Origin of the sequence: Shewanella sp. W3-18-1 (genome assembly GCF_000015185.1) — a bacterium.
GTDB classification, from domain to species: domain Bacteria; phylum Pseudomonadota; class Gammaproteobacteria; order Enterobacterales; family Shewanellaceae; genus Shewanella; species Shewanella putrefaciens.
The window spans coordinates 966,547-989,706 of sequence record NC_008750.1; the positions used below are offsets into that span (position 1 = coordinate 966,547).

Below are 23,160 nucleotides of genomic sequence, written 5' to 3' on the forward strand. Positions count from 1 at the left end.
CAAATACTTGCGGGCAAATAATAATCCTCTTGCCCAATATGCCTGTTGCACAGGTTATAGTACCCTTAAACAGCACTGATAAAAGGGCATTCCTTTATTTGTGTGTTACATCAGGTAGCTGCAAGTCTCGTTGAACATGTCAATCTATATCATTTACGACATAATATGTCGATAGTTTAATTTGTTAGGGATTATTATGACCATGCAAAAAGACAGTAAGAAGTCATTGTCTACACTCATCACACAAACCGCAGAGCGCCATTGGCAGCGGCTAGAGGATGTATGGTCCGATGGGCTGTCACATTTGACACCAACAGCTAAACAAGAATTAAAAACGGTACTGGGGTTAAGTGATTATGTGGCCGCGCAGTTAAGTAGACATCCCGAATGGATTAATCGACTATTCATGGGAGACTTAACGGATGTTAATCGTAAACATTATGATGTTGAATTACATGAGTTGCTAAGTAATGCGACTAGCGAGGATATGGCTAAATCCGTATTACGTCGTTTTCGTAATTATCAAATGGTACGCTTAGCTTGGCGTGATTTTTTAGATTACACCAGTTTAGAAACCTCCCTTCTCGATTTATCTGCACTGGCTGAAGCGTTAGTGATCTGTGCCCGCGATTGGCTTTACAAAGAGATGTGCGCGCAATATGGCACACCAATGGATAAAGCTGGTAATCCGCAACCGCTGCTGATTTTAGGTATGGGGAAACTCGGTGGTCGTGAGCTTAACTTTTCCTCGGATATCGATCTGATTTTCACTTTTCCCGAGCATGGCGAAACCCTTGGTGGCCGTCGGAGTTTAGATAACCAACAATTTTTTATTCGTATGGGGCAAAGGCTTGTCAATCTACTCGATCAAATAACGGTCGATGGTTTTGTTTTCAGAGTCGATATGCGTTTGCGTCCTTATGGTGAGAGTGGTCCACTGGTGGTGAGTTTTAGTGCACTTGAGGATTATTACCAAGAGCAGGGGCGTGATTGGGAACGCTATGCCATGGTTAAAGCCCGCGCACTTGGTCCGTGGAATCATTTTTCCGATGAACTACACAGTTTACTTCGCCCCTTTGTGTACCGCCGTTATATTGATTTTTCGGCTATCGACTCCCTACGAAAAATGAAGCAGCTTATCGCTCAAGAGGTACGTCGTCGTCAGCTAACTGACAATATCAAACTCGGTGCTGGCGGTATTCGAGAAGTGGAATTCGTGGTGCAAAGTTTTCAACTTATTCGCGGTGGAAGAGAGCCAGCACTTCGCCAACAGAGTTTATTTGGCGCTATGGACACGCTTTATAGTCTTGGGCAGTTTGAATACCTGGCGGTGGACGAATTAAAACACAGTTACTTGCTGCTGCGCCGAGTCGAAAATCTACTACAAGCGATTGATGATAAACAGACTCAAACCTTACCGAATAATCCCCTCGATTGGGCAAGATTATGTCATGTACTCGATATGGCAAATGAGGTTGAGTTACGCAGTCATATTGAAGCGGCAATGGCGAAAATACACCGTCATTTTAAAGCGACCGTTGGGGGTGAAGAAGGGGAAGAAAAAACAGAGCATTGGACTGTGCAATTGTGGAATGTACAGCAGGATGATCATGCACTTGCATTGTTTGCCGAGCAACAGATCGAAGATGACAAGCTATGGCCTATGCTTAGCTGTTGGCGTGAAACGGTGATAAAGCGATCTATTGGACCTCGAGGCCGGGAAACTTTAGATAAATTAATGCCAAGATTATTGGAGGAGCTTCTCAATCAACACAGTCCGTCGGCGGCCTTCGAACCCGTTTCTAAGGTACTTGAACAGATTTTAACGCGCACCACTTACCTCGAGCTTTTATGCGAAAACCCTGGTGCGCGTCAACAATTAGTGAGCTTGTGTTGTGCAAGTCCTTGGATTGCGACTCAGTTAGCTAAATTTCCTATGTTATTGGATGAGCTTATCGATCCCGCGCATTTGTACGACACCACTTCATTGGACGATTATCCCAGCGAGTTGCGCCAATATCTGCTTAGGGTGCCGGAAGATGATATGGAGCAGCAAATGGAGGCGCTGCGACAATTTAAACTTTCACAACAACTTAAGATTGCCGCAGCCGATGTCACAGGCGTATTACCTGTGATGCAAGTCAGTGATCATTTAACCTTTTTAGCTGAAGCTATTATTGAGCAGGTTGTGATGCAAGCATGGCAACAGGTGGCGCAACGTCATGGTGTGCCTGGGTATCTTGAGAGTAGTGATACTGGTTTTGCCGTTATTGGTTACGGTAAGTTAGGCGGTATTGAACTTGGGTATGGATCGGATCTGGATTTGGTATTCCTATACGAAGCCCATAAAAATATGGAAAACAGCCTAACTAATGGCGATAGACCGATAGAAGTAGGACATTTTTACCTTAAACTTGCCCAACGCATTTTGCATTTATTCTCCACTCGCACCACATCAGGAGAATTGTATGAGGTCGATATGCGTCTGCGCCCCTCTGGCGCCTCGGGGTTGATGGTCAGTGAGATTGAACGCTTCGGGGAATATCAAGCTAATGAGGCTTGGACTTGGGAGCATCAAGCCTTAGTTCGCTCACGTTTTGTTTTTGGTGACAATAGTTTAGCGGTTAAGTTTAGTCATATCCGAGCCTCAGTGTTAGAACAGTCGAGGGATAAAGCGGAGCTTAAAAAAGCCGTGCGTGAGATGCGCCAGAAGATGCGTGATCATTTGTTAAAAGTGACTGAAGGCCAATTCGATTTAAAACAAAGCATTGGTGGAATCGCCGATATTGAATTTATTGCTCAGTATCTTGTGCTTGCTAATGCCCATGAGTATCCAGAACTATCGATTTGGTCTGATAATGTGCGAATTTTTGCTGTGTTAGCCGAACTTGCGCTTTTACCTATTATGAGTGCGCAACATTTAACTCAATCCTATTGTTGGCTAAGGGATGAGAATCACCGACTTACACTACAGCAAAAGTCGGGGCAGTTGCCTTACATTGAGGTTGCAGAACATGCCGAGCGGGTACTGAACATCTATCGAGCCGTGCTTGAATCGTAAACTTTTGTCTATTCAAATTCTCTAGGTCGGGGGATTTGGTCTAAAGTTTAATGCAGAGCAGCTATTAGAGAGTGCCATGGAATTACCTCCCATCCCAGAAAATGAGCTGCAACGTTTAGCCACGTTGCGAGCTCTCAATGTGTTAGATACCGATGCAGAGGAGCGCTTCGACCGTATCACTCGCCTGACTCGGCGAATTTTTTCGTTGCCAATTTGTGTCATTACCCTTGTAGATGCTCAGCGCCAGTGGTTTAAATCTCGCCAAGGACTTGAAATAACTGAAACATCACGGGATATTTCCCTTTGTGCCCACGCAATAAACTATGAGGGTATTTTTATTATTAACGATACTCTTCTCGATCCGCGGTTTTGTGATAATCCTTTTGTGGCACAAGAACCCTTTATTCGTTTTTATGCAGGTTACCCACTCACGATAAATCATCATTACCGAGTAGGAACACTATGTGTAAATGACACTGAACCTCGGGAGTTTAGCCAAGAAGATATTGAAACCTTGACAGATCTCGGCCAAATGGTTGAGGCCGAGTTATTATCTATCGCGCAGAATACCTTAGATCCTTTAACGGGCATTTCAAATCGTCGAGGATTTGAGTTATTAGCACATCAGGCCATAGCGAGTTGTCGACGCACTGAATCGGAGGCGGCTTTAGTGTTCTTCGATCTCGATTTTTTTAAAGAAGTGAATGATAGCTTTGGTCATCGTAAGGGCGATCAGGTGTTATATGATTTTGCCCATATCTTAATGACTGCTTTTAGGGAGTCGGATGTGATCGCAAGGCTTGGCGGCGATGAGTTTGTGGTGCTGTTAAGTTTTGTGCATAGAGATACAGTTAATCGGGTCATCGAGCGCTTTACGCAGTTACTTGAGCAATATAATCAACAGCATCCTAAGCAACATCGATTGGCGACCAGCATAGGTATCGCCCATTGGACGCCGGATTCAGATATGGGCTTAGAGGATCTGTTAGATTCCGCCGATAAAGCCATGTATCAGAATAAAGCCGCACATCACAGTGATGCATCTTAAATTGCTTATGCCAGATGAAAAGGGAGACAATAATGTCTCCCTTTTCATTGGATCTGATTAGGCGAAAAACTAAACACCGGCGTTAAGCCGTAATGAGCATGACCCAATGTTGATATAAAGGTAAGCCAATTAATACGTTAACTGGAAACGTGATCCCAAGAGAAGCTAGCATTGCTAAGCCTATATTGGCTTCAGGGATTGCGGCACGTATGGCTGCAGGTGCCGCGATATAGGATGCGCTAGCACTTAAGCCCGCTAATACTAAAATACTGCCAGCGGGTAGATCTAGCCATACACCCACACCAATGCCGAACCAGGCTAAAACGAAAGGAACCACCGCCGCAAATACGAGTAGGCGCCATTGTTTGAGGGGCAGAGGTAAGCATACCTTGGCCGTGACTAAACCCATCTCGAGTAAAAATAAGGCCAATAAGGTTTTAAAGCCACCGAGTAGCACGGGCGTTATTGGTGCCAGCCCATTTGGGCCATAGAGCCAACCAATAGCGACACCACCGAGCAGAAGGACAACACCACGGCTGGTTAAAGCCTCGTGCAATACATTTGATTGTGCTTCCACTTTAGGCATTGTTTCTGTAGCATTTTTAGCACTTAAATATCGATGTAGCCAGAGCATCACAATAATTGCAGGCAGTTCGAGTAACACTAAATACAGTGTTGTTTCTGGTCTTAAGGTGAGTCCGGTATTTTCCACGATCGCCATGACCACCGCAAAAGTCCCCGCACTCACTGAGCCATAATGGGCGGCAATGCTAATGGCATCGGTGCGGCCTATGCGTACCAGTTGGGTTAATACTGGATATAGGACTAATGGAATGATTAAACCTAGCGCAATGACGGCTAAGAGTTCACTAGGCACTAAGTTTTGGGTGTGCCCATGGAGTGACATCCCTCCCTTTAATCCCAAAGTCAGCATCAACAGAATGGATAAGGTTTCGTAAATAGCTGGGGGGACTTTAAGATCTGATTTTACGAGGCCAGCTAATAAACCTAAAGCGAAGAAAGCAATCACAATATCGGGCATAAGTATCTCATTAGTTTTGACTTTTACACCCTGCTATACAGGGTGAGTGGTCGAGTGATCCTGATGGCTGGTGATTTTGAACCTAATTGGTTATATTGGAAAATAAATTGTTTACCACTTAGGTATAGAACATTATCTATGGAAAAGCATTCGTCATTGACCCCATTTAAATTGCGGCACTTAAGTTTTCGTTTATTGCAGGTCTATGTGCAGGTTGTTCGGCTTGGCAATATTTCCGCAGCAGCAAGGGTTTTACATTTAACTCAGCCGACAGTGTCATTGCAACTTAAGAAACTGGCCGATGTGTTGGGCGAGCCATTACTGGAGAGCCGTGATGGCCGCATGTTGCCTACTTTGATAGGTAATGAACTTTATCGCGCCGCCTGCGATACCTTAAGTCGTTTTGAGGATGTTGAAGCCTTTATGCAGCAGGCTAAAGGTGGCAGCGTTGGTCATATCAATATTGGCATAGTCACCACTGCAAAATACGTATTACCACGGATTTTAGGTGCATTTTATCGGCAATTTCCACAGGTTAAAGTGACCTTAAATATTGGTAATCGTGCCCATGTGTTAGGCCGATTTGAACGCCAAGAAGATGATTTATATCTGTTTAGCCATCCACCAAGTGGTGATAATGTGTTATCCGCGCGCATCATTAAAAACCCACTGCAATTGATTGTGCCTAAAGATCACTGGGCGGTGGGCCGCGAGCAAGTGAATTTTAATGAGCTTAAACATGAGCGTTTTATCGTGCGCGAACCAGGCTCAGCCACGCGCTTGATGTTTGAGTCTTGGTGTAGTGCTCAAGGCATAACCCTAAGCGATACGATGCAAATTGAGAGCAATGAAGCCATCCGTTTGAGCGTTGCGTCGGGTTTAGGATTATCCGTCATATCAGCACACACACTGCAAGAAGGGCGTGAAAAACCAGCGGTTTTGCCTGTTATTGGTTTTCCTCTTGAAAGTAATTGGTATCTGGTTGGTCGTAAAGATCGCCGCTTACCCTATGCGGCCATGCAGTTAGTGGATTTTATGGCAGCGCACTTGGCCGAATGTATTGAACCAGAGTGGGTTGCTACGGATATCCAGCAGCTTAGCATGCATTTTAATCCTGCAAGTCTATCTAGGTAGGGGGAATCTAGCTGAACTTTTTTTAGTGATAGCAAGATTTAATAGGACTTTCATCTTGATAGGATGATGAAATATGAATAATTGGGTTTTACTGAATCTTGGCGATGCGCTATTGGCTGGCAATCAGCTCAGCAGATTACAAAAAACTTAATTGATTTATATCATCGGTATAAACAGCCTGATTCATTTGCCGCCTATTATCGATATGAGTCATCGTGATAAAAATAAACTCGGCAAAAGAATGATGGCTTTTTTATTTTACTTTTACAGCTAATTCTATGGCTTTTTGCGGCCTTAATTACCACTGATTATGATGATTCAATCAGCTTTGGCTTGGAATGATAACTTATTGTTAATTGGCAATAGAATCCTAATTGATATTCTGCTGTTTGAGTGACTTTATCATCCGCAAAAAACACACTAATTTTACATGTTCCTCATCATGTTTATTCTCTGATAGTTGATGATTTTTACGTATTCTTTACGGGATTAGTCATTTGAACTCTAGAGACTTTACACCGTTAATTCATATATTTGTCCCGTTACTCAATTTCTTAAGGACAAATTATATGGACTGGATATTTCTAATACTTTCCATAGCACTTTTCATTTACTTAGCAGTGGCAATGTTTGCCCCTGATAAGTTTTAGGAGTCGTTATGTTTGAAATTACCCTTATTTTTACTACTGCGCTTGGGCTCGCATGGCTGTTGGGATCCTATATGACAGGGGTTTTCTCTGGTCAGTCCCATTTTTCAGATCGTTTATTTAATCCTATTGAAAAGTGGATTTATCGGGCTATCGGCGTAAATGCCCATTCGGGGATGACATGGAAATCCTATGGTGCGGCGTTTCTTATCAGCAACTTAGTACTTGGTATTTTGGCGTTTCTTATCCTTAAATTCCAACATGTGTTACCGCTTAACCCCGATGGCATAGGGCCATTATCTTGGGATCTGGCGTTGCACACTGCGGTGTCATTCCTCACCAATACCAATCAACAGCACTATTCTGGGCAGGCTCAGCTTAGTTATCTGTCCCAAGGATTTGTCATTGTCACGCTGCAATTTGTCACTCCAGCCATGGCGCTGGCGGTTTGTGTGGCGATTTTGCGGGGAATGTTAGGCGGGTTGAATAATGACAGCGCCAAAGAGGGCGAGGCTCGAAATCTGGGTAACTATTATGTTGACCTAGTGCGCGGTGTGCTCAGACTTATGCTGCCATTAGCGGCTATTGTGGCGCTGTTACTGACTTGGCAAGGCGTACCGAGTAGTTTTGACGGTGCGCAAAAAGTGAACACCTTAGATTCAGCATCACCTATCTCTGAGCAGGTCGTTCCGATTGGCCCCGTTGCTTCTATGGTGGCCATCAAGCAGTTAGGCACTAATGGCGGGGGCTGGTATGGTCCCAACAGCAGTAACCCGCTGGAAAACCCAACGCCAGTCAGTAATGCAATCGAGACCATTGCCTTAGTGTTGATCCCTATGTCCGTCGTTTTTATGGCGGGCGGCATGCTAAGACGCAAAAAATTTACCTTGATGGCTCTGGTGGCAATGGGTCTATTGAGCGTCAGTTTTCTTGGGGCAACTGTGTACAGCGAGTTGCAACCCAACGCCGCCTTTGCGGGATTAAGCGCCCAAGGGCCTAATATGGAGGGTAAAGAAGTTCGCTTTGGACCTGAGCTATCGGCGCTATGGGCTTCTTTTACCACACAAACCTCTAACGGTTCGGTCAATGCCATGCACGATTCCTTCAATCCAATAGGGGGATTGATGACGCGATCAGGCATGTTGCTCAATGCGATATGGGGCGGTATTGGCTGCGGTTTTGTTAACTTTATCGTTTATGTGTGGATTGCTGTTTTCTTATCGGGATTGATGATTGGCCGTACGCCAGAGATATTTGGTCGTAAGCTCGAAACCCGTGAAATCACCCTTTTGGGAAGTCTATTAGTTTTACCTACCTTATGCGTCTTAGGTTTGACGGCGATCAGTGTGGCGATCCCGAGTATTACGGGCAACAGCAACCCCGGCTTTCATGGAATTTCGCAAGTCTTTTACGAATATACCTCCGCTTTTGCTAATAACGGTTCGGGTTTTGAAGGTTTAGGTGATAACACACCTTGGTGGAATATCAGCTGCGTTATCGCCTTACTGCTTGGTCGATACCTGCCACTGTTTTTACCGCTGGCGATTGCGGGGATGATGTCGAGTAAAAGAGTGAGCCCCGACAGTAACGCGAGCCTGAAGCTCGAGAGTCCCACCTTTTGTTTCACCCTTATTGCCGTGATTTTAATCATTAACTTCCTGTCTTTCTTACCAGCGGCGGTATTAGGGCCTATTGGCGAAGCTTTAGAACTTGCCACTATGAGTCTGGAGAAATAGTCATGCATAAACCTGCTCAAATATTAGATAGCGCCGGCGTGAAGCAAGCTGCCTTTGGTGCTGTAAAGAAAATGTCCTTAGTGAGTATGGCTGGCAATCCTGTGATGTTCGTGGTGCTGGTGGGTGCTTTACTCGCCGCATTGATCACAGGACAAAAGTTCTTCAATGGCGAGACTGTTACTTTTGAGTTAGCCACGACCCTTATTCTTTTGCTTACCGTGTGGTTTTCTAACTTTGCGGAATCCGTGGCAGAGGCAAGGGGGCGTGGACAAGCGGCTAGCTTAAAGTCGGCGAAAGAGGCCTTGCAGGCTCGGCGCATACGCCACGGTGAGTTGGAATCAGTATCCGCAACTTTGCTTGTCAAAGGCGATAAGGTGAAGGTTTTACAGGGTGATTATATTCCTGCCGATGGTGAAATCATCGAAGGGATAGCCACTATCAATGAATCGGCGATTACCGGTGAATCTGCGGCTGTGCTGCGTGAAGCAGGCACAGATCATTCCGGTGTGATTGGCGGCACTAAGGTACTTACGGGTGAAATTACCGTGCTGGTTGCCAACGATCCTGGGAATAGCTTCTTAGATCGTATGATAGGGCTGGTCGAAGGGGCGAAGCGTCAGAAAACACCGAACGAAACGGCGTTGACTGTGCTACTTGCATCATTGACTGCGGTTTTCCTTATCGTGGTGGTGACTTTGCCACCCATGGCGGGTTTCGTCGGTGCAAGCCTTGATTACACTATGTTAATTGCGCTGTTAGTGTGTTTGATCCCAACGACGATTGGTGGCTTGTTACCCGCTATTGGTATTGCCGGCATGAACCGTGCCTTAGCCGCCAATGTGGTCGCTAAATCGGGTAAAGCCGTGGAAGTTGCGGGGGATATCGATACGTTACTGCTGGATAAAACTGGCACTATCACTTTCGGTGATCGTCAAGCGACCGCATTTTTACCCGTGAAAGGCATTGCAGCTGAGATGTTGCGTGATGCGGCGGTGCTGTCTTCCCTCGATGACCCCACCCCTGAAGGGAAATCTGTACTCAAATTGGCCATAGATTTGGGCGCGGTATTGCCCGTCAAACCTACGGATGCGACTTTTATCCCATTTACGCCGGAGACTCGGGTTTCTGGGGTGATTTTAACCGATGGTATTCAAGGCATTAAAGGCGCGGGCGATGCGATGCAGTTTTGGGCGCAGCAGCATCAAATTCACTGGCCTGAATCTGTTAACGCGCTTATCCGTAAAGTGGCTTTGCAGGGGGGTACTCCTTTAGTCGTTGCCAGTGGTACGCACATTTTAGGGGTTATAGCCTTAAGTGACGTGATTAAGCCAGGCGTTGCGGAGCGGTTTGCACGTTTAAGAGCGCTCGGTGTACGGACCATCATGGTGACAGGGGATAATCCGCTAACGGCTGGCGTGATTGCCGCCGAGGCTGGGGTTGATGATTTTGTCGCTGAAGCTAAACCTGAGGATAAACTTGCCCTTATTCGTGCAGAGCAGGCCAAAGGTCGATTAGTGGCTATGGTGGGGGATGGCACTAACGATGCGCCAGCATTGGCGCAGGCCGATGTAGGTCTTGCGATGAACTCAGGTACCCAAGCCGCTAAAGAAGCTGGCAATATGGTGGATTTGGATTCTGATCCCACTAAATTACTGGCTATCGTTGAAGTCGGAAAACAATTGCTGATCACCCGTGGCGCCTTGACTACATTTTCCCTCTCCAATGATGTGGCTAAGTATTTTGCCATTATTCCAGCGGTATTTGCGGGGGCTTTGCCTGCGATTGGTGCACTGGATCTGATGCAGCTTCACAGCCCAACCTCAGCCGTACTCGCAGCGCTCGTATTTAATGCTCTTATCATTCCCGCCTTAATTCCATTGGCATTAAAAGGCATCAAGCTCAGACCCATAAGTGCAGAAAAATTACTGCGAAATAACATGCTGATTTATGGCTTAGGTGGGGTGATTTTGCCCTTTGTCGGCATTAAAGCGCTCGACTCAATCATTGCCCTTATGCTCTAGGAGACAGTAATGAATTCAATCGTATATACCACTAAAACCCAGCATGCCGTTATGGGATTGAGAGCCAGTCTAGCCCTGTTATTTGTGTGTGGCGTTGTCTATACCGGCACTGTGACTCAGCTCGGTGGCGCTTTATTTCCCGTACAAGCTAAGGGCAGTGTGATCCACAGGGATAATGTCGCTATGGGTTCTGAGTTTATCGCTCAGCCCTTTGTTAATCCTGCCTATTTTTATAGTCGGCCGAGCGCTGTTGATTACGATCCTATGGCGACAGGTGGTAGTAACTTTGCGCCGAGTAACCCAGCGTTACGTGAACGTGTGATGGCAACGAGCTAAGAAATCCAAGCCAGAGAATCCGTTCAGGCCGCTGATATCCCTGTGGATTTACTCGCCACATCGGGGGCGGGGTTGGATCCTCATATTTCTCCCGCAGCGGCCAAACTGCAAGTCGCGCGTGTGGCTCAGGCTCGACAGATAGCTGAACCACAAGTGTTGACCTTAGTGGCGCAATTTATCGAACCACCGCAGTGGGGCATTTTTGGGCAAGCGCGCGTCAATGTGCTCAAACTCAACCTCGCTCTCGACCAGATGGCTAAACACGCTCAATAAAACAATATTCTACTGAATTTAAGGATACATTTTTATGTTACCGATTAAGTCGGCTCTTTGTTCGCGTTGCTCGTGCCTTTGCGCGGGTGTGATGATGGCGTTATCTTCACTCTCTATGGGCGCGCTTGCCAGCACTGAGGCTCAAGGGGGCAATGCCTCTTGGCAGAGCCAAGGGAGTGTGATGCTTACCAGTGATTATGCGTTTCGCGGTATTTCTCAAACCGATGAAGGACCAGCAGTTCAAGCAGGGTATACCTTAAGCCATGATTCTGGCTGGTATGGCTCGCTTTGGGGCAGTAACATCGAATTTGGAGATGGAAGTTTAGAACTCGACTTGTCCGCTGGCTGGGCCAAGGATTGGGATAATGGCTTAACAACGGACCTAGGCGTGATACGTTATCAATACTCGCAGGACGATACCGACCTGAGTTATAACGAAATTTATGCTGTGGTAAGCTACGCCGATGCTAAGTTAGGGTTGGTTTATTCTCCTGATTATTTCGGCGAGAATGTGGACGATTTTCAGTATGTCTACGTAAGCTATGAGCCGCAACTGTTCTCTAATGTAAGCCTCGCTCTGCATCTTGGGAGTAATTTTTTTGCGTCCCAGCAAGATATGGCGCAGTTCTTAGGCTCTATGGTCGCAGACAATAACCACTATTGGGATTGGCGAGTGGGGCTGAACCTCAATATGACTGAGCAGGATGTGTTGAGTGTCGGTTATGTCGATACGGATTTATCGCAGAGTCAGTGCCAGTCCCTGTGTGATGCGCGCTGGCTAGTGAGTCTTTCAAGGAGTTTCTAATCGTGGTTCCAATCAGTCAAACACAGCAAGCCAATGCGCTCTTAAGTCAGATACAGCAAAATGATAAAGGTAAACTGACGGTTTTTCTTGGGGCGGCACCTGGCGTGGGCAAGACCTATGCAATGCTCAGTGCGGCAAGGGAAATAGCCCAACAAGGTGTCGATTTGCTGGTTGGACTGGTGGAAACCCATGGGCGTGCCGATACCGAGGCCATGCTAGCAGGTTTTGAGGTATTGGCGCGTAAACCCATTGATTATCACAATAATCGTTTAACAGAATTTGACTTAGATGCGGCGCTGCTTCGTCGGCCTAAGCTGATCCTCGTCGATGAACTGGCCCACACGAATGTTCCCGGTAGTCGCCATAAACGGCGCTATCAAGACGTCGCAGAATTATTGGCTGCGGGTATCGATGTCTATACCACAGTTAACATTCAACATTTGGTCAGTTTGAATGATCTGGTTTTGCAAATTACTCAAGTGCGGGTACGGGAAACCGTACCTGATCGCTTCCTTGATGAAGCCCATGAAATTATATTTGTCGATTTACCGCCATCAACACTTATCGAACGCTTACAGCAAGGCAAAGTTTATCTGCCGGAGTATGCTCGCTCAGCCTTAGATGCTTTTTTTTCGGTCTCGAATTTGACGGCTCTGCGCGAATTGGCAATGAAAAAAGTCATAGAGCGAGTCGATGCAAAACTGATTTGTGAACTCGATGCCAAAGCACAGGGAACAGATTTTGTTCTCAAAGACAGATTGTTGGTTTTAGTGAGTAACAGCAGTGATCATCAATATTTGATCCGCATAGGTCGGCAGATTGCTGAGCGGCGGCAAATTCCTTGGTTAGTGCTTTGGGTCGATACAGGTAAAGCGCTGGGCCTTTATCAGCGAAAAAGACTAAATGAGGCCTTTGCCTTAGCCAAAGAACTCGGTGCGCAGACCGAAGTATTACGTGGCACGAGCAGTTATCAGGCCATTTTACCCTACATAGCCCTACATCGAATTAATACAGTGTTAGTCGGCGCGGGTGTGAAACGCACCTATCCTTGGTGGCGTAAAAGGCTCTACCAACGCTTGATTGAATCTGGTTTACCCGTTGAAGTCAGCGTATATCACGCCCCCGACAGTCAAGTACAAGTACGAGACCCTATCAAGCCTAAAGTCAGTTTTGGTGATCTTCGAGGCCATATTCTTGGGCTGATTGGTGTGGTGGTTATTTTCCCGCTGGTGGCATTTTTAGATACTTGGCTCAGTAATGGCAATCTGGTGTTGTTATATGTTTTCTTGATTGTCAGCATTGGCTTAACCTATGGCGCTCGGCCTGCGATGGCGACGGCGGTATGGTCATTTTTTAGTTTTAACTTCTTTCTCACTGAGCCTAAATTCACTATGAATGTGAATAGCCAGGATGACATTGCCACCTTAATCTTTTTGGTTTTTATCGGGCTTATCAGCGGCCCGGCCGCTTCTCGGATCAGGAACCAGTTTATTTTACTGCGCGAGTCAAATCGTTATGCAGAAACGTTAAAGGATGTCGCCCAAGAATTATCGGTCGCCGATGATGAAAAAGCCCTTTGGCAAACGATAGGATGCAAGATTACAGGTTCAGTGAATGCCGATTGTTATATTGTTTTGCAGCGTAAAGACGGTCAGCGATCCTATTTACCGCTGCTGAATACGCCATTTAACGACCTCGATTTGGCGGCAATCGATTGGACCCTGCGCCATGGGCAAGCTGCGGGGCGTTTGAGCGATACCTTGAGCGCATCGGGTGTCAGTGTGTTCCCCATTGAACTTGAAGGTACGACGATTGGCGCGGCGATTTTAGATTGGCAACCCACAGTCAACGAACTCAGTCCGTTTGATAGAGAGCTTATTCTTGCCATGTTACAGCAAGGCGCTAATACTTGGCGGCGTATTCAGTTAGTGTCAGATCTTGAATCGGCACGGGTGAAAACAGAAATTGAGCAGTTACGTTCGGCATTATTATCATCAGTATCTCACGATCTAAAATCACCACTCTCAGCTATGATGGGGGCGGCGGAGAGCTTAAAACTATTGAATAAGCAATTGCTAGAGGCCGACCGAAACGAGCTACTCGATACTATTTTGCAAGAAAGCCGTCGCTTGGACAGCTATATCCAAAATTTACTCGACATGACACGCCTAGGTCATGGCACTTTGAGCATAGAGCGTGATTGGGTTTCGGCAGATGACATTATTGGCAGCGTACTTGGTAGGCTTAAACGCTATTTCCCTAACGCAATCGTTGAATATCACAGAGAAAAAGAACCCCCACTCCTCTTTGTGCATGCGGCGCTGATCGAACAAGGATTATTTAACATTCTAGAGAATGCCGTTCGATTTTCACCACCAGAAGAGCCTATTTGTATTGAATTAACCATTTCCAATCACCGTTGCTGTATTGCCATTGAAGACAGAGGGCCGGGGATCCCCGTCAGCCATAGGGATCAAATTTTCGATATGTTTTATGTGGTTGCCGATGGCGATCAGAAAAAACAGAACACAGGTATGGGGCTGGCTATTTGTAAAGGCATGATAGCTGCACACGGGGGGAGTGTTCGCGTTACCGATTGCCTACAGGGGCAAGGCACTCGTTTTGAAGTTGAATTGCCGTTAGACTACCCTGTTCCTGGCTAATCATTTTTAGTCAAAATATCCTTACTAAACCACAGAATGGACTAGAGACGTGGCAATAAAAATCGTGGTTATCGATGATGAGACCCAAATACGCCGCATGTTGCGGATTGCACTCGCCAGTGAAGGTTATGATGTTACTGAGGCAGAAAATGGTCAGCAAGGACTCTCAGCTGTCGCTCGCCAGCAACCTGAATTAGTGATTTTGGATTTAGGCTTGCCGGATATGGAAGGCCATCAAGTGCTACAGGAGTTACGGGGATGGTCCGATGTTGCTGTGATTGTATTGTCGGTTCGCAATCAAGATAAGGAAAAAGTCGCAGCATTAGATGCAGGCGCGCAGGATTATGTAACTAAACCCTTTAGTGTGGAAGAGTTACTGGCAAGGGTGCGGGCAATTTTAAGGGACCATATCAAACCTGAAAAATTACCCATATTAGATGATGGTAAGTTGCAGATTGATTTAAGTCGTAGGTTAGTGAAAGTTGATAACCAAGTTATCGAACTCACACCCAAGGAATACGCGGTATTGTCTAAATTGGCGTCGTCACCTAACTGCGTTGTTACTCAGACTCAGCTACTAAAGGAAATTTGGGGGCCAGCCCACACAGAAGACACACATTATCTACGAATTGTGGTCAGTCACTTAAGGCAAAAATTAGGCGATTCCCCGAGTGAGCCTCAGTATATGCGGACTGAACCTGGTGTCGGTTATCGTTTATATTTTGAGCTATAGGTTATAGATATATTTTTACTTTGAACCTTAAGTGCTGCGGCTCATTTCGATTAATCGACTGTAGGTTCTGCGAAATTCGAAACTAAGCGCGCCACCTTGGTAGAGTTCATTGAGTGGTACATCGCAACTCAGATATAAACGGACATGTTGATCGTACAGTTCATCAATTAAACTGATAAAGCGCCGTGCTGGGTCGTCGTTGACGGCATAGGAGAGTTTACGCTCGCCTGTCGCGGCAGCTTGGTTTTCTCCTGTGCCATCCTCGGTACCGCGGGCGCGGATCCAACCTTTGACTTCACCGCCTAGTTTAGGGACACCGCTTACCATTACGATTTTAAATCGACTTGCGATTTCGATGTAATCGAGCTGGGATCTTGGGCCGTCACAGAGAGCATGAAAGTCGAACCAAGCAATTGAGTTGTCTGTGTGGGCTAATGTAGCGCGGATAACTGGGATTTCACGGTTGCAGATGGTAAGGCTGGTATTGCTTACGAAGGGAGTATTTGGGGCTAATTTATTCACAATATTGTCAAATATCTGCTCGAAATTGAGCGTTCCACTAAGACCTATATTTAGGGACGTTGAGGCGCTGATATCAGCTATCGAATCAGTATGTATCCTATGGTCTTGATTGCCTGCAAGGTGCAGCATTTGCGTATGTGTTTGCAGCAGTTGGATACAGGGCAAAAATCTGTGTCTGGCTAAGCCGTTTTCATATAAGCGCTCTATGGGGATATTTGATGTGGCGACCAAGACCACACCTTGTTTGAATAGGCACTCAAACAGCCCTGCGAGTATCATGGCATCGCCAATATCTGAGACAAAAAACTCATCAAAACAGAGCACCTTGCACTCTTTCGCTAGATTTTTGGCAATCACAGTTAAGGGATCTCGTTTACCCGAATGTTCGCGTAATGCTTGGTGGATCATCGCCATAAATCGGTGAAAATGCAGTCTTAACTTTCCCTCTGTTGGTAAACAGTCGAAAAATAAATCCATCAAAAATGTTTTGCCCCGACCGACATCGCCCCACAAGTACAGACCTTTAATCTGCGAGTACTGTTGCTGGCAGCTATTTTTAGTGGGTGAAGTCAATTGATGGAATAAATCTTCTAGGGCGAAAACGGCCTGTTGTTGGGCAGGATCTACAACCAAATTTACGCCAACTTGAGCTTGGTAAATGGCCAGTGGAGATATGTTGGTATTTTTAGTGATTTTTTGATTTAAAAGCATAGTATTAGCCATATTCACAATCTAGTTTACTCTCACCTTTTCAAGCCGTCACCACGCAGACAGCTTAGCTGCTAAGTCGGGGGATTATTCTGCCTGTCTTGGTTAAAAATGTCGCACTTTACTTTGTGAGTATTGGTAAGGCGTAGGGTAAAGTCAGAGACTCGTCGGATTTCATCGAATTCAGTTGAATATCATTCAGTTTTCTAAAAGAACTGCTATGATGGCACAGTTCTTTTTCTGGCATAAGTACAAGATATGGTAAGCAGATCTCCGTTCGAATCCTTTCAGTGGAAAAGCGATATTTTTAACTGTGAAAGCACTGATATTGATAATTTTTATCTACTGCTTGAGCAAGAAATGTCCCGTTTGGGCATGGTTGAGAAGGTATTGGGTGAAGTAGGTAAATATAAGGTTAGCTTGTATCAATCTCCTGCCGCTAAATCGAGCTTACCGTCTTTATTAATCAGTGCTGGTTTTCACGGTGAAGAATCCGCTGGGCCATGGGGGTTATTGCACTTCTTAAGTGAGGCTTCCTCCGAGTTATTTGAGCGCGTTAACCTAAGTTTACTGCCCCTCGTTAATCCAACAGGATTTAATCGCGGCCATAGATTCAACAAATTCGGTGAAAACCCTAACCGTGGATTTGTGTTTGAAAATGGTAAACCAAAGGCGAATGAAACCACATCAATAGAAGGTAAATTATTACTCGAACATGCACAGTTACTGATTGCTGCGAGCCGAGAAGGGATTTTAACTTGCCATGAAGATGTGTTAAGCCATGAAGCCTATGTGTATTCGTTTGAACCAAGCCAAGTACCTGGGCGTTTTAGCCTCGATTTACGCGACACTTTAGGGGGATATTTCCCTATTGCACCCGATGGTGAGATAGACGGTTGTCCTGTAAAGGATGGTTTGATCTTCAACCACTTCGATACTTCATTTGAGGCTTGCTTGGTCCGCAGTGGTGCAAGAGTCGGGGCTTGTACCGAAACCCCTGCACTGCAAAATTTTGATCAACGGATCTTGGCCAATAGCGCGGCGATGACGCACTTTTTAGCACTTTGTGCACCATTATGTGATTGAAAAATCTATTTATAGATAAAAAATACCCGCGAATAAGCGGGTATTTTTTTAGCTGTGCAGTATTACTGATTGATAACGGTGGGCACGCCAGTACGTTCATCAAGCAGTTTTTTAATCACAGATGAATCGGTATCCGCCTTCGCGATAAACTTAACGATATCCTTGGGTAAGGAGATAGCAACAGGTTCATTTGATTCAAACTCTGCAATAGTACGCGATAGCGGTTGATGTACCGCTAAATAGCGTTTTCCATCAGGCTCTTCTGTCGCTTTAATCGGTTGATTAACAAATTGTACACGAGTGCCGACAGGCACTGTTTTAAATAAATGCTCGATATCTTCGTGGCGTAAGCGCACGCATCCTTGACTGACGCGTAAACCAATACCAAAGCTGGCGTTAGTACCATGGATAGCATACAAGTTGCCAATATAGAGCGCATATAAGCCCATTGGGTTATCAGGGCCTGCTGGCCATACCGCGGGGAGAATTTCGCCTTTTGCCGCGTATTCTTTGCGGATACGTGGTGTTGGTGTCCACGTAGGATTGGCACGCTTACGTTGAACGCTAGTCACCCAGTTTTCTGGCGTATCTTTGCCAATTTGTCCAATACCAATAGGCAGGACTTCAACGGTCTTTTTGCCCTTCGGGTAGTAGTACAAACGCATTTCCGCAACGTTGATCACAATGCCTTCACGCGGGGCGTTTGGCAGAATTAACTGGTGTGGAATTAATAACTGGCTGCCAGGTTTGGGTAAGAATGGATCGACACCAGGATTGGCTTCCATCAAGTTACTTAGACCCAGCTGGAATTGAGCCGCGATATCTTCTAGGGTGTGTTTACCCTCTGGCACAGTGTAATAATGGTTTTCGCCAACTAACCGACTTGAAGGCGGCGGTAAAGGGTATTCCGTTGCTAAAGCGGAGAGACTTGGGAACGCTAAAGTCAATAATAAAGCTGTGGTGCGAAGCATACTCATAAGCGGATACTACGATTCCTGTTAATAAAAAAGCGTGTTGAACGCTGCTTTCTCTACCTAAAATAGCGCGGCAAATTGACGGGCAACATGCTCTGGCGCGCGAAGCTCGCATCCTTCCTTATTTTGAACATTATTTCAACTGAAATATGATCCGTACAGCGTATTTATCACTTATTTTAACTTTAGACGCTTAGCCAAGCGATGTAGATTGCCAGGATCGACGCCCAATATCCTTGCTGTGGCGGCCCAATTGTTATCTTGCGTAGCAAAGACGCGTTTAATGTAATCGCTCTGAAATGACTCAGTCGCAAGCGTTAAGTTTAAAAATTCCCTCGTTTCTCGTGCGGACACATCGCTAGTCGCTATTGATTGGCTCGTTTCGAGGGGATTGAGTTTCAGTGGTAAGTCAAAATGCTGTGGCTCAATGGTGCAGCAGCCATTTTCGGCGGATACGCGAGCTAGAACCGTTGCCCTATGGATTGCATGTTCTAGCTCTCGTACGTTACCAGGCCAAGTGTATTGGTTGAGTAGTAATAAGCTAGTGGGACTAAAATTGAGTTGTTTTATCCCAAGCTTTTGCTTGTAACGCTCGGCAAAGAAACCACTTAGTAGTGTGATATCTTGTCCACGCTCCCGTAGTGGGGGCACTAATAGGGGAAATACGCTTAATCTATGGTAAAGATCGGCTCTAAAGCGTCCTTCTAGCACTTCAGTTTTAAGCACTTTGTTGGTAGCAGCAATAATCCGCACATCGACTTTTAGGCTGCGATCGTCTCCTACTCTTTGTAGATCACCGTATTGCAGTACCCGCAGTAATTTTGCTTGTAGTGTGAGTGGTAACTCACCTATTTCATCTAAAAATAAAGTGCCTTTATCCGCCATTTCGAATTTGCCACTACGATGGCTTATTGCACCAGTAAAGGCGCCCTTAACATGCCCAAAGAGTTCACTTTCTGCGACCGACTCGGGGAGGGCGGCACAATTTAGGTAGACTAAGGCTTTAGTCGCTCTTGCTGATTTTTGATGTATGGCTTGAGCGACTAATTCTTTTCCTGTACCTGTTTCGCCTAGGATTAATACATTGAGATCACTGTGGGCAACGACTTCGATTTCTCGATTTAGACTTTGTATGATGGGAGAATGACCAATGAGTTCGCCATCCGTATTCAAGTTTGGGGCATTTTCTTCTGTATGGCTGGCGTGGCTATTAAGGGCCAAACGCTCAAGTTTTTCTACCAATAATGCATTGCTTAATGAGGCGGCTGCGATAGCACTTAAACTGCGTAGCTCGGTATTGCTAAATTGATCAAATTGAAGGGGATCAAACGCATCGATAGTGACAGCCCCGATAAGACGTTCATTGGAAAAGAGTGGCAGACCAATGCAGGCGTGTACTTTTAGTTGGTCAGCTTGATTCGGAATTAAACCATCGTAGGGATCGGGCAATTCACTATCAGCGGGAAAACGCACTATATCCCCCGCCCTTGCGATGGCTTCAAGCCTAGGGTGTTCACTGAGGATAAATCGTCTACCAAGCACATCGTCATTTAAGCCATTGATCGCCAGTGGCGTAAAGTATTGTCCATGGAAAGTGAGCAGTGCCGCGGCATTACAGTGGAGATTTTGTCTTACGGTATCCAGTAAACGTGAGAAACGATCCCTATGACCTAAACCTGAAGTGATATCAAGGGCAATACGGGTCAGTTCGGTTTGACTTAATGCCATACAAACTCCAGTGTATCCAGTGGGTATAAATAATTGTGATATTGACACAGGTAGTTTAAACAATGCCAGTCTGCTTTGAACTGGTAAGTTGAGTTATTATGTAACCGACGCAATAAAATCCAGTTTGATGCATGGTGGCTAGACTGACTGTGGCTAGACTCACCGCTGTTAAACTATAAGTCCAAGGCATCGTAAATGATGCCTTGGACAAGTTTAAAAGAGGGCGTTAGCGATTGGGTTCGAGTAATTCATGCTGAACTTGCGGTGTTTTATTCAGTGCTTTTTTAATCAGATCGAATAGGAATGCTCCCATCAACAAACCGCCGACACTGAAAATAACGTCCCCAAACATGCGCATCCAGACGAGTCGTTCGACTAATGGGCTGTGGATAACCTCAGGCGAGCGAGCATACCAATATCCATGGTCGATGACGGCAAAGAATTGTGTAATGCCCACAGGTAGCAGTGACATAAAGACCATAGCGGCAAGACCGATATTGAGGCTCCAGAAGGCTCCTTTTAGCATTTTTTCATTCCATTGCATCTTGCCTGTTAATCCGCGTAGACAGAAGAGCATCAAGCCCATGCCTAACATACCGTATACTCCCATAAATGCCGCATGAGCATGGGTTGCCGTTGTGTTTAAGCCTTGTATGTAATAAAGGGCGATAGGTGGGTTGATTAGGAACCCAAGTATGCCTGCCCCAACTAAATTCCAAAACGCAGTAGCGACAAAGAACATAATGGCCCAATGATATCTTTGCATCCAGTGACTGGCTTTGCGTAGGCGATACGTTTCCATCGCTTCAAAACCAATAATGGCTAATGGGACTACTTCTAATGCGGAGAAAATCGCACCCCAAGCAATAACGGATGTGGGTGTTCCGGTAAAATAGAGGTGGTGTAAGGTGCCAATGAGCCCGCCAGTTAAAAAGATCACAGTGGTAAAAAGTACGGCGCTGTTGGCGCTGCGACCACGTATTAAACCAAGACGCACTAACATCAGGGCGATAACGGCGGTGGCGAAGGTCTCAAAGAAGCCTTCAACCCACAAATGCACCACCCACCAACGCCAATATTCGGCAATCGCGAGGTTAGAGTGTTTCCCCATAAAAAGACCTGCGCCATAGAATAATCCAATAGCGACGCAGGAGGCGTAAAGTACCCATATAACGGGGCGCATTTCACTTTGGACTTTGAGCGCGGGTTTCATTGCCGCAGTGACTAGAGCCAACCAAATTAATAATCCAATTAACAATAGTATTTGCCATACGCGGCCTAAATCTATGTATTCATAACCTTGATGGCCGAAAAGGAAATTCATATCAAGATCAAAGTACTGCTGTACTCCCATCCACTCACCAGCCATTGAACCAACTACAATTATGACTAAGGCGACCCATAGCACGTTAACACCGAGGCGTTGATATTTAGGCTCATGACCTGATAATGCTGGGGCAATATATAATCCTGTGCCTAGCCAAGCAGTGGCAATCCAGAATACTGCTAATTGAGTATGCCAAGTACGAGTGACTGAATAGGGGAGGATTTCTGCAAGGGGGAAACCGTAGAATTCTTGACCTTCTACCGCATAGTGGGCGGTAATACCACCGAGTAAAATTTGTAGTAGAAAGAGGCCAATAGCGGTAATAAAGTATTTACCAACCGCTTTTTGTGAGGCGGTTGGTTTAGCCAAGAATAGTGGATCTTGCTCGGCAGGTTTAGGTAGGCTTTCGTGTTTACCACTGGCGTGATGCCAGATTAAGCCACCAATTCCTGCGATTAAAGTGACAATACTGAGGATTGACCAAACAATATTATCCGAGGTTGGGGTATTGCCTAGCTGCGGATCGAAGGGCCAGTTATTTGTATAAGTATATGAAGCATCTGGACGTTCAGTGATTGCGGCCCACGCCCCCCAGAAGAGAAAAGCATTGAGTTGCTCACGGCGGGCAAGATCGGGCACAGTGCCTTCTTTCATTGCATATTGCTCGCGTAAGTTTTTTAGCTCAGGATCGCTACCAAACAATGAGAGGTAGTGCTGGCTGACCTTATTAATGGCTTCAACTCGTGTTGTAGATAATCTGATAATACTCGTGCCATCAGCATGTTGTTCTACAGTATTACGACGCAAATCATCCCTTAGTGCCTGTTCTAAACCAGCCTTTGCAGGATTAGTCAGTTGTTCAAAGGGGTGTTGATATTGTTCCATTGCGCGTATGTTGAGCCAAGCCTCCGCTTCTTTGTGTAACCAGTCGGCGGTCCAATCAGGGGCAACATAAGAACCATGTCCCCAAATGGAACCCAGTTGATGACCTCCCATAGATCGCCATACTAATTGGCCTTGTTCTATATCTTGTCCACTAAACACTGTGTGTCCACTGGCATCGGTAAAGGCTGTTGGTATGGGTGGTTTTTCTCGATAAATTTCACTGCCAATACTAAGCAGTACCGTAAATGAAGCAATTAACACTAATAATAGTGCAATTACTGTGAGTTTTTGTTTGCTCATAAATCCCCTTAATACAACGTCATTTTGATACCTTTGTGTTATCTATAGCTGGAAATGTGCCAACATTTATCCTATTGAAATTAAATGAATATTTATTGTATGAGTGTCTTTTTGATACGTTTTTAAAGTGT

The 23,160-nt window shown here is 45.7% G+C and carries 15 protein-coding genes and 1 pseudogene; 11 read left to right on the forward strand and 5 right to left on the reverse strand.

Annotated features, from left to right (window positions below; translation table 11 throughout):
* Positions 1-196: 196 nt before the first annotated feature.
* Both glnE and SPUTW3181_RS04440 read left to right on the forward strand, forming a co-directional pair.
* A complete protein-coding gene (gene glnE, locus SPUTW3181_RS04435; protein WP_011788235.1) occupies positions 197-3,061 on the forward strand; it encodes a bifunctional [glutamate--ammonia ligase]-adenylyl-L-tyrosine phosphorylase/[glutamate--ammonia-ligase] adenylyltransferase in 2,865 nt (954 codons plus the stop codon).
* Positions 3,062-3,137: 76 nt separating this feature from the next.
* Positions 3,138-4,109, forward strand: coding sequence for a sensor domain-containing diguanylate cyclase (locus SPUTW3181_RS04440; protein ID WP_011788236.1), 972 nt, complete (start codon positions 3,138-3,140; stop codon positions 4,107-4,109).
* A gap of 82 nt (positions 4,110-4,191) precedes the next feature.
* Here SPUTW3181_RS04440 and SPUTW3181_RS04445 read toward each other — a convergent pair whose 3' ends face one another.
* Positions 4,192-5,151, reverse strand: coding sequence for a sodium-dependent bicarbonate transport family permease (locus SPUTW3181_RS04445; RefSeq protein ID WP_011788237.1), 960 nt, complete (start codon positions 5,149-5,151; stop codon positions 4,192-4,194).
* Between the two features lie 138 nt (positions 5,152-5,289).
* Here SPUTW3181_RS04445 and SPUTW3181_RS04450 point away from each other — a divergent pair, with 138 nt between their 5' ends.
* From SPUTW3181_RS04450 to SPUTW3181_RS04480, 8 genes and pseudogenes are all read left to right on the forward strand, one after another.
* Complete coding sequence (locus SPUTW3181_RS04450; RefSeq protein WP_025007584.1) at positions 5,290-6,285, forward strand: LysR family transcriptional regulator; 996 nt, start codon at positions 5,290-5,292, stop codon at positions 6,283-6,285.
* A 569-nt stretch (positions 6,286-6,854) separates the two neighbouring features.
* Positions 6,855-6,935, forward strand: a complete 81-nt coding sequence (gene kdpF, locus SPUTW3181_RS22310; RefSeq protein WP_081429803.1) for a K(+)-transporting ATPase subunit F — start codon at positions 6,855-6,857, stop codon at positions 6,933-6,935.
* 8 nt (positions 6,936-6,943) lie between these two features.
* Positions 6,944-8,668 carry a potassium-transporting ATPase subunit KdpA gene (gene kdpA / locus SPUTW3181_RS04455; protein WP_011788239.1) on the forward strand — a complete coding sequence of 575 codons (1,725 nt, stop codon included), beginning with the start codon at positions 6,944-6,946 and terminating at the stop codon, positions 8,666-8,668.
* Positions 8,669-8,670: 2 nt separating this feature from the next.
* Complete coding sequence (kdpB, locus tag SPUTW3181_RS04460; RefSeq protein ID WP_011788240.1) at positions 8,671-10,689, forward strand: potassium-transporting ATPase subunit KdpB; 2,019 nt, start codon at positions 8,671-8,673, stop codon at positions 10,687-10,689.
* 51 nt (positions 10,690-10,740) lie between these two features.
* Positions 10,741-11,298 (forward strand): annotated as a pseudogene (gene kdpC, locus SPUTW3181_RS04465) (potassium-transporting ATPase subunit KdpC).
* Between the two features lie 34 nt (positions 11,299-11,332).
* Positions 11,333-12,103 carry a TorF family putative porin gene (locus SPUTW3181_RS04470; protein ID WP_011788243.1) on the forward strand — a complete coding sequence of 257 codons (771 nt, stop codon included), beginning with the start codon at positions 11,333-11,335 and terminating at the stop codon, positions 12,101-12,103.
* Between the two features lie 2 nt (positions 12,104-12,105).
* Positions 12,106-14,766 carry a sensor histidine kinase gene (locus tag SPUTW3181_RS04475; protein WP_011788244.1) on the forward strand — a complete coding sequence of 887 codons (2,661 nt, stop codon included), beginning with the start codon at positions 12,106-12,108 and terminating at the stop codon, positions 14,764-14,766.
* Positions 14,767-14,815: 49 nt separating this feature from the next.
* Entirely contained in the window at positions 14,816-15,499 is a 684-nt protein-coding gene (locus SPUTW3181_RS04480; protein ID WP_011788245.1) for a response regulator, read from the forward strand.
* A 27-nt stretch (positions 15,500-15,526) separates the two neighbouring features.
* On the opposite strand, the gene zapE is transcribed toward SPUTW3181_RS04480, so the two are convergent.
* Complete coding sequence (zapE, locus tag SPUTW3181_RS04485) at positions 15,527-16,744, reverse strand: cell division protein ZapE (protein WP_011788246.1); 1,218 nt, start codon at positions 16,742-16,744, stop codon at positions 15,527-15,529.
* Between the two features lie 243 nt (positions 16,745-16,987).
* On the opposite strand from zapE, the gene SPUTW3181_RS04490 reads away from it, so the two are divergent.
* Complete coding sequence (locus tag SPUTW3181_RS04490) at positions 16,988-17,815, forward strand: M14 family metallocarboxypeptidase (RefSeq protein WP_011788247.1); 828 nt, start codon at positions 16,988-16,990, stop codon at positions 17,813-17,815.
* A 62-nt stretch (positions 17,816-17,877) separates the two neighbouring features.
* On the opposite strand, the gene SPUTW3181_RS04495 is transcribed toward SPUTW3181_RS04490, so the two are convergent.
* From SPUTW3181_RS04495 to SPUTW3181_RS04505, 3 genes are all read right to left on the reverse strand, one after another.
* A complete protein-coding gene (locus tag SPUTW3181_RS04495) occupies positions 17,878-18,792 on the reverse strand; it encodes a L,D-transpeptidase family protein (RefSeq protein ID WP_011788248.1) in 915 nt (304 codons plus the stop codon).
* Positions 18,793-18,963: 171 nt separating this feature from the next.
* A complete protein-coding gene (norR, locus tag SPUTW3181_RS04500) occupies positions 18,964-20,517 on the reverse strand; it encodes a nitric oxide reductase transcriptional regulator NorR (protein WP_011788249.1) in 1,554 nt (517 codons plus the stop codon).
* Between the two features lie 226 nt (positions 20,518-20,743).
* Entirely contained in the window at positions 20,744-23,029 is a 2,286-nt protein-coding gene (locus tag SPUTW3181_RS04505) for a nitric-oxide reductase large subunit (RefSeq protein WP_011788250.1), read from the reverse strand.
* Between the last annotated feature and the right edge of the window lie 131 nt (positions 23,030-23,160).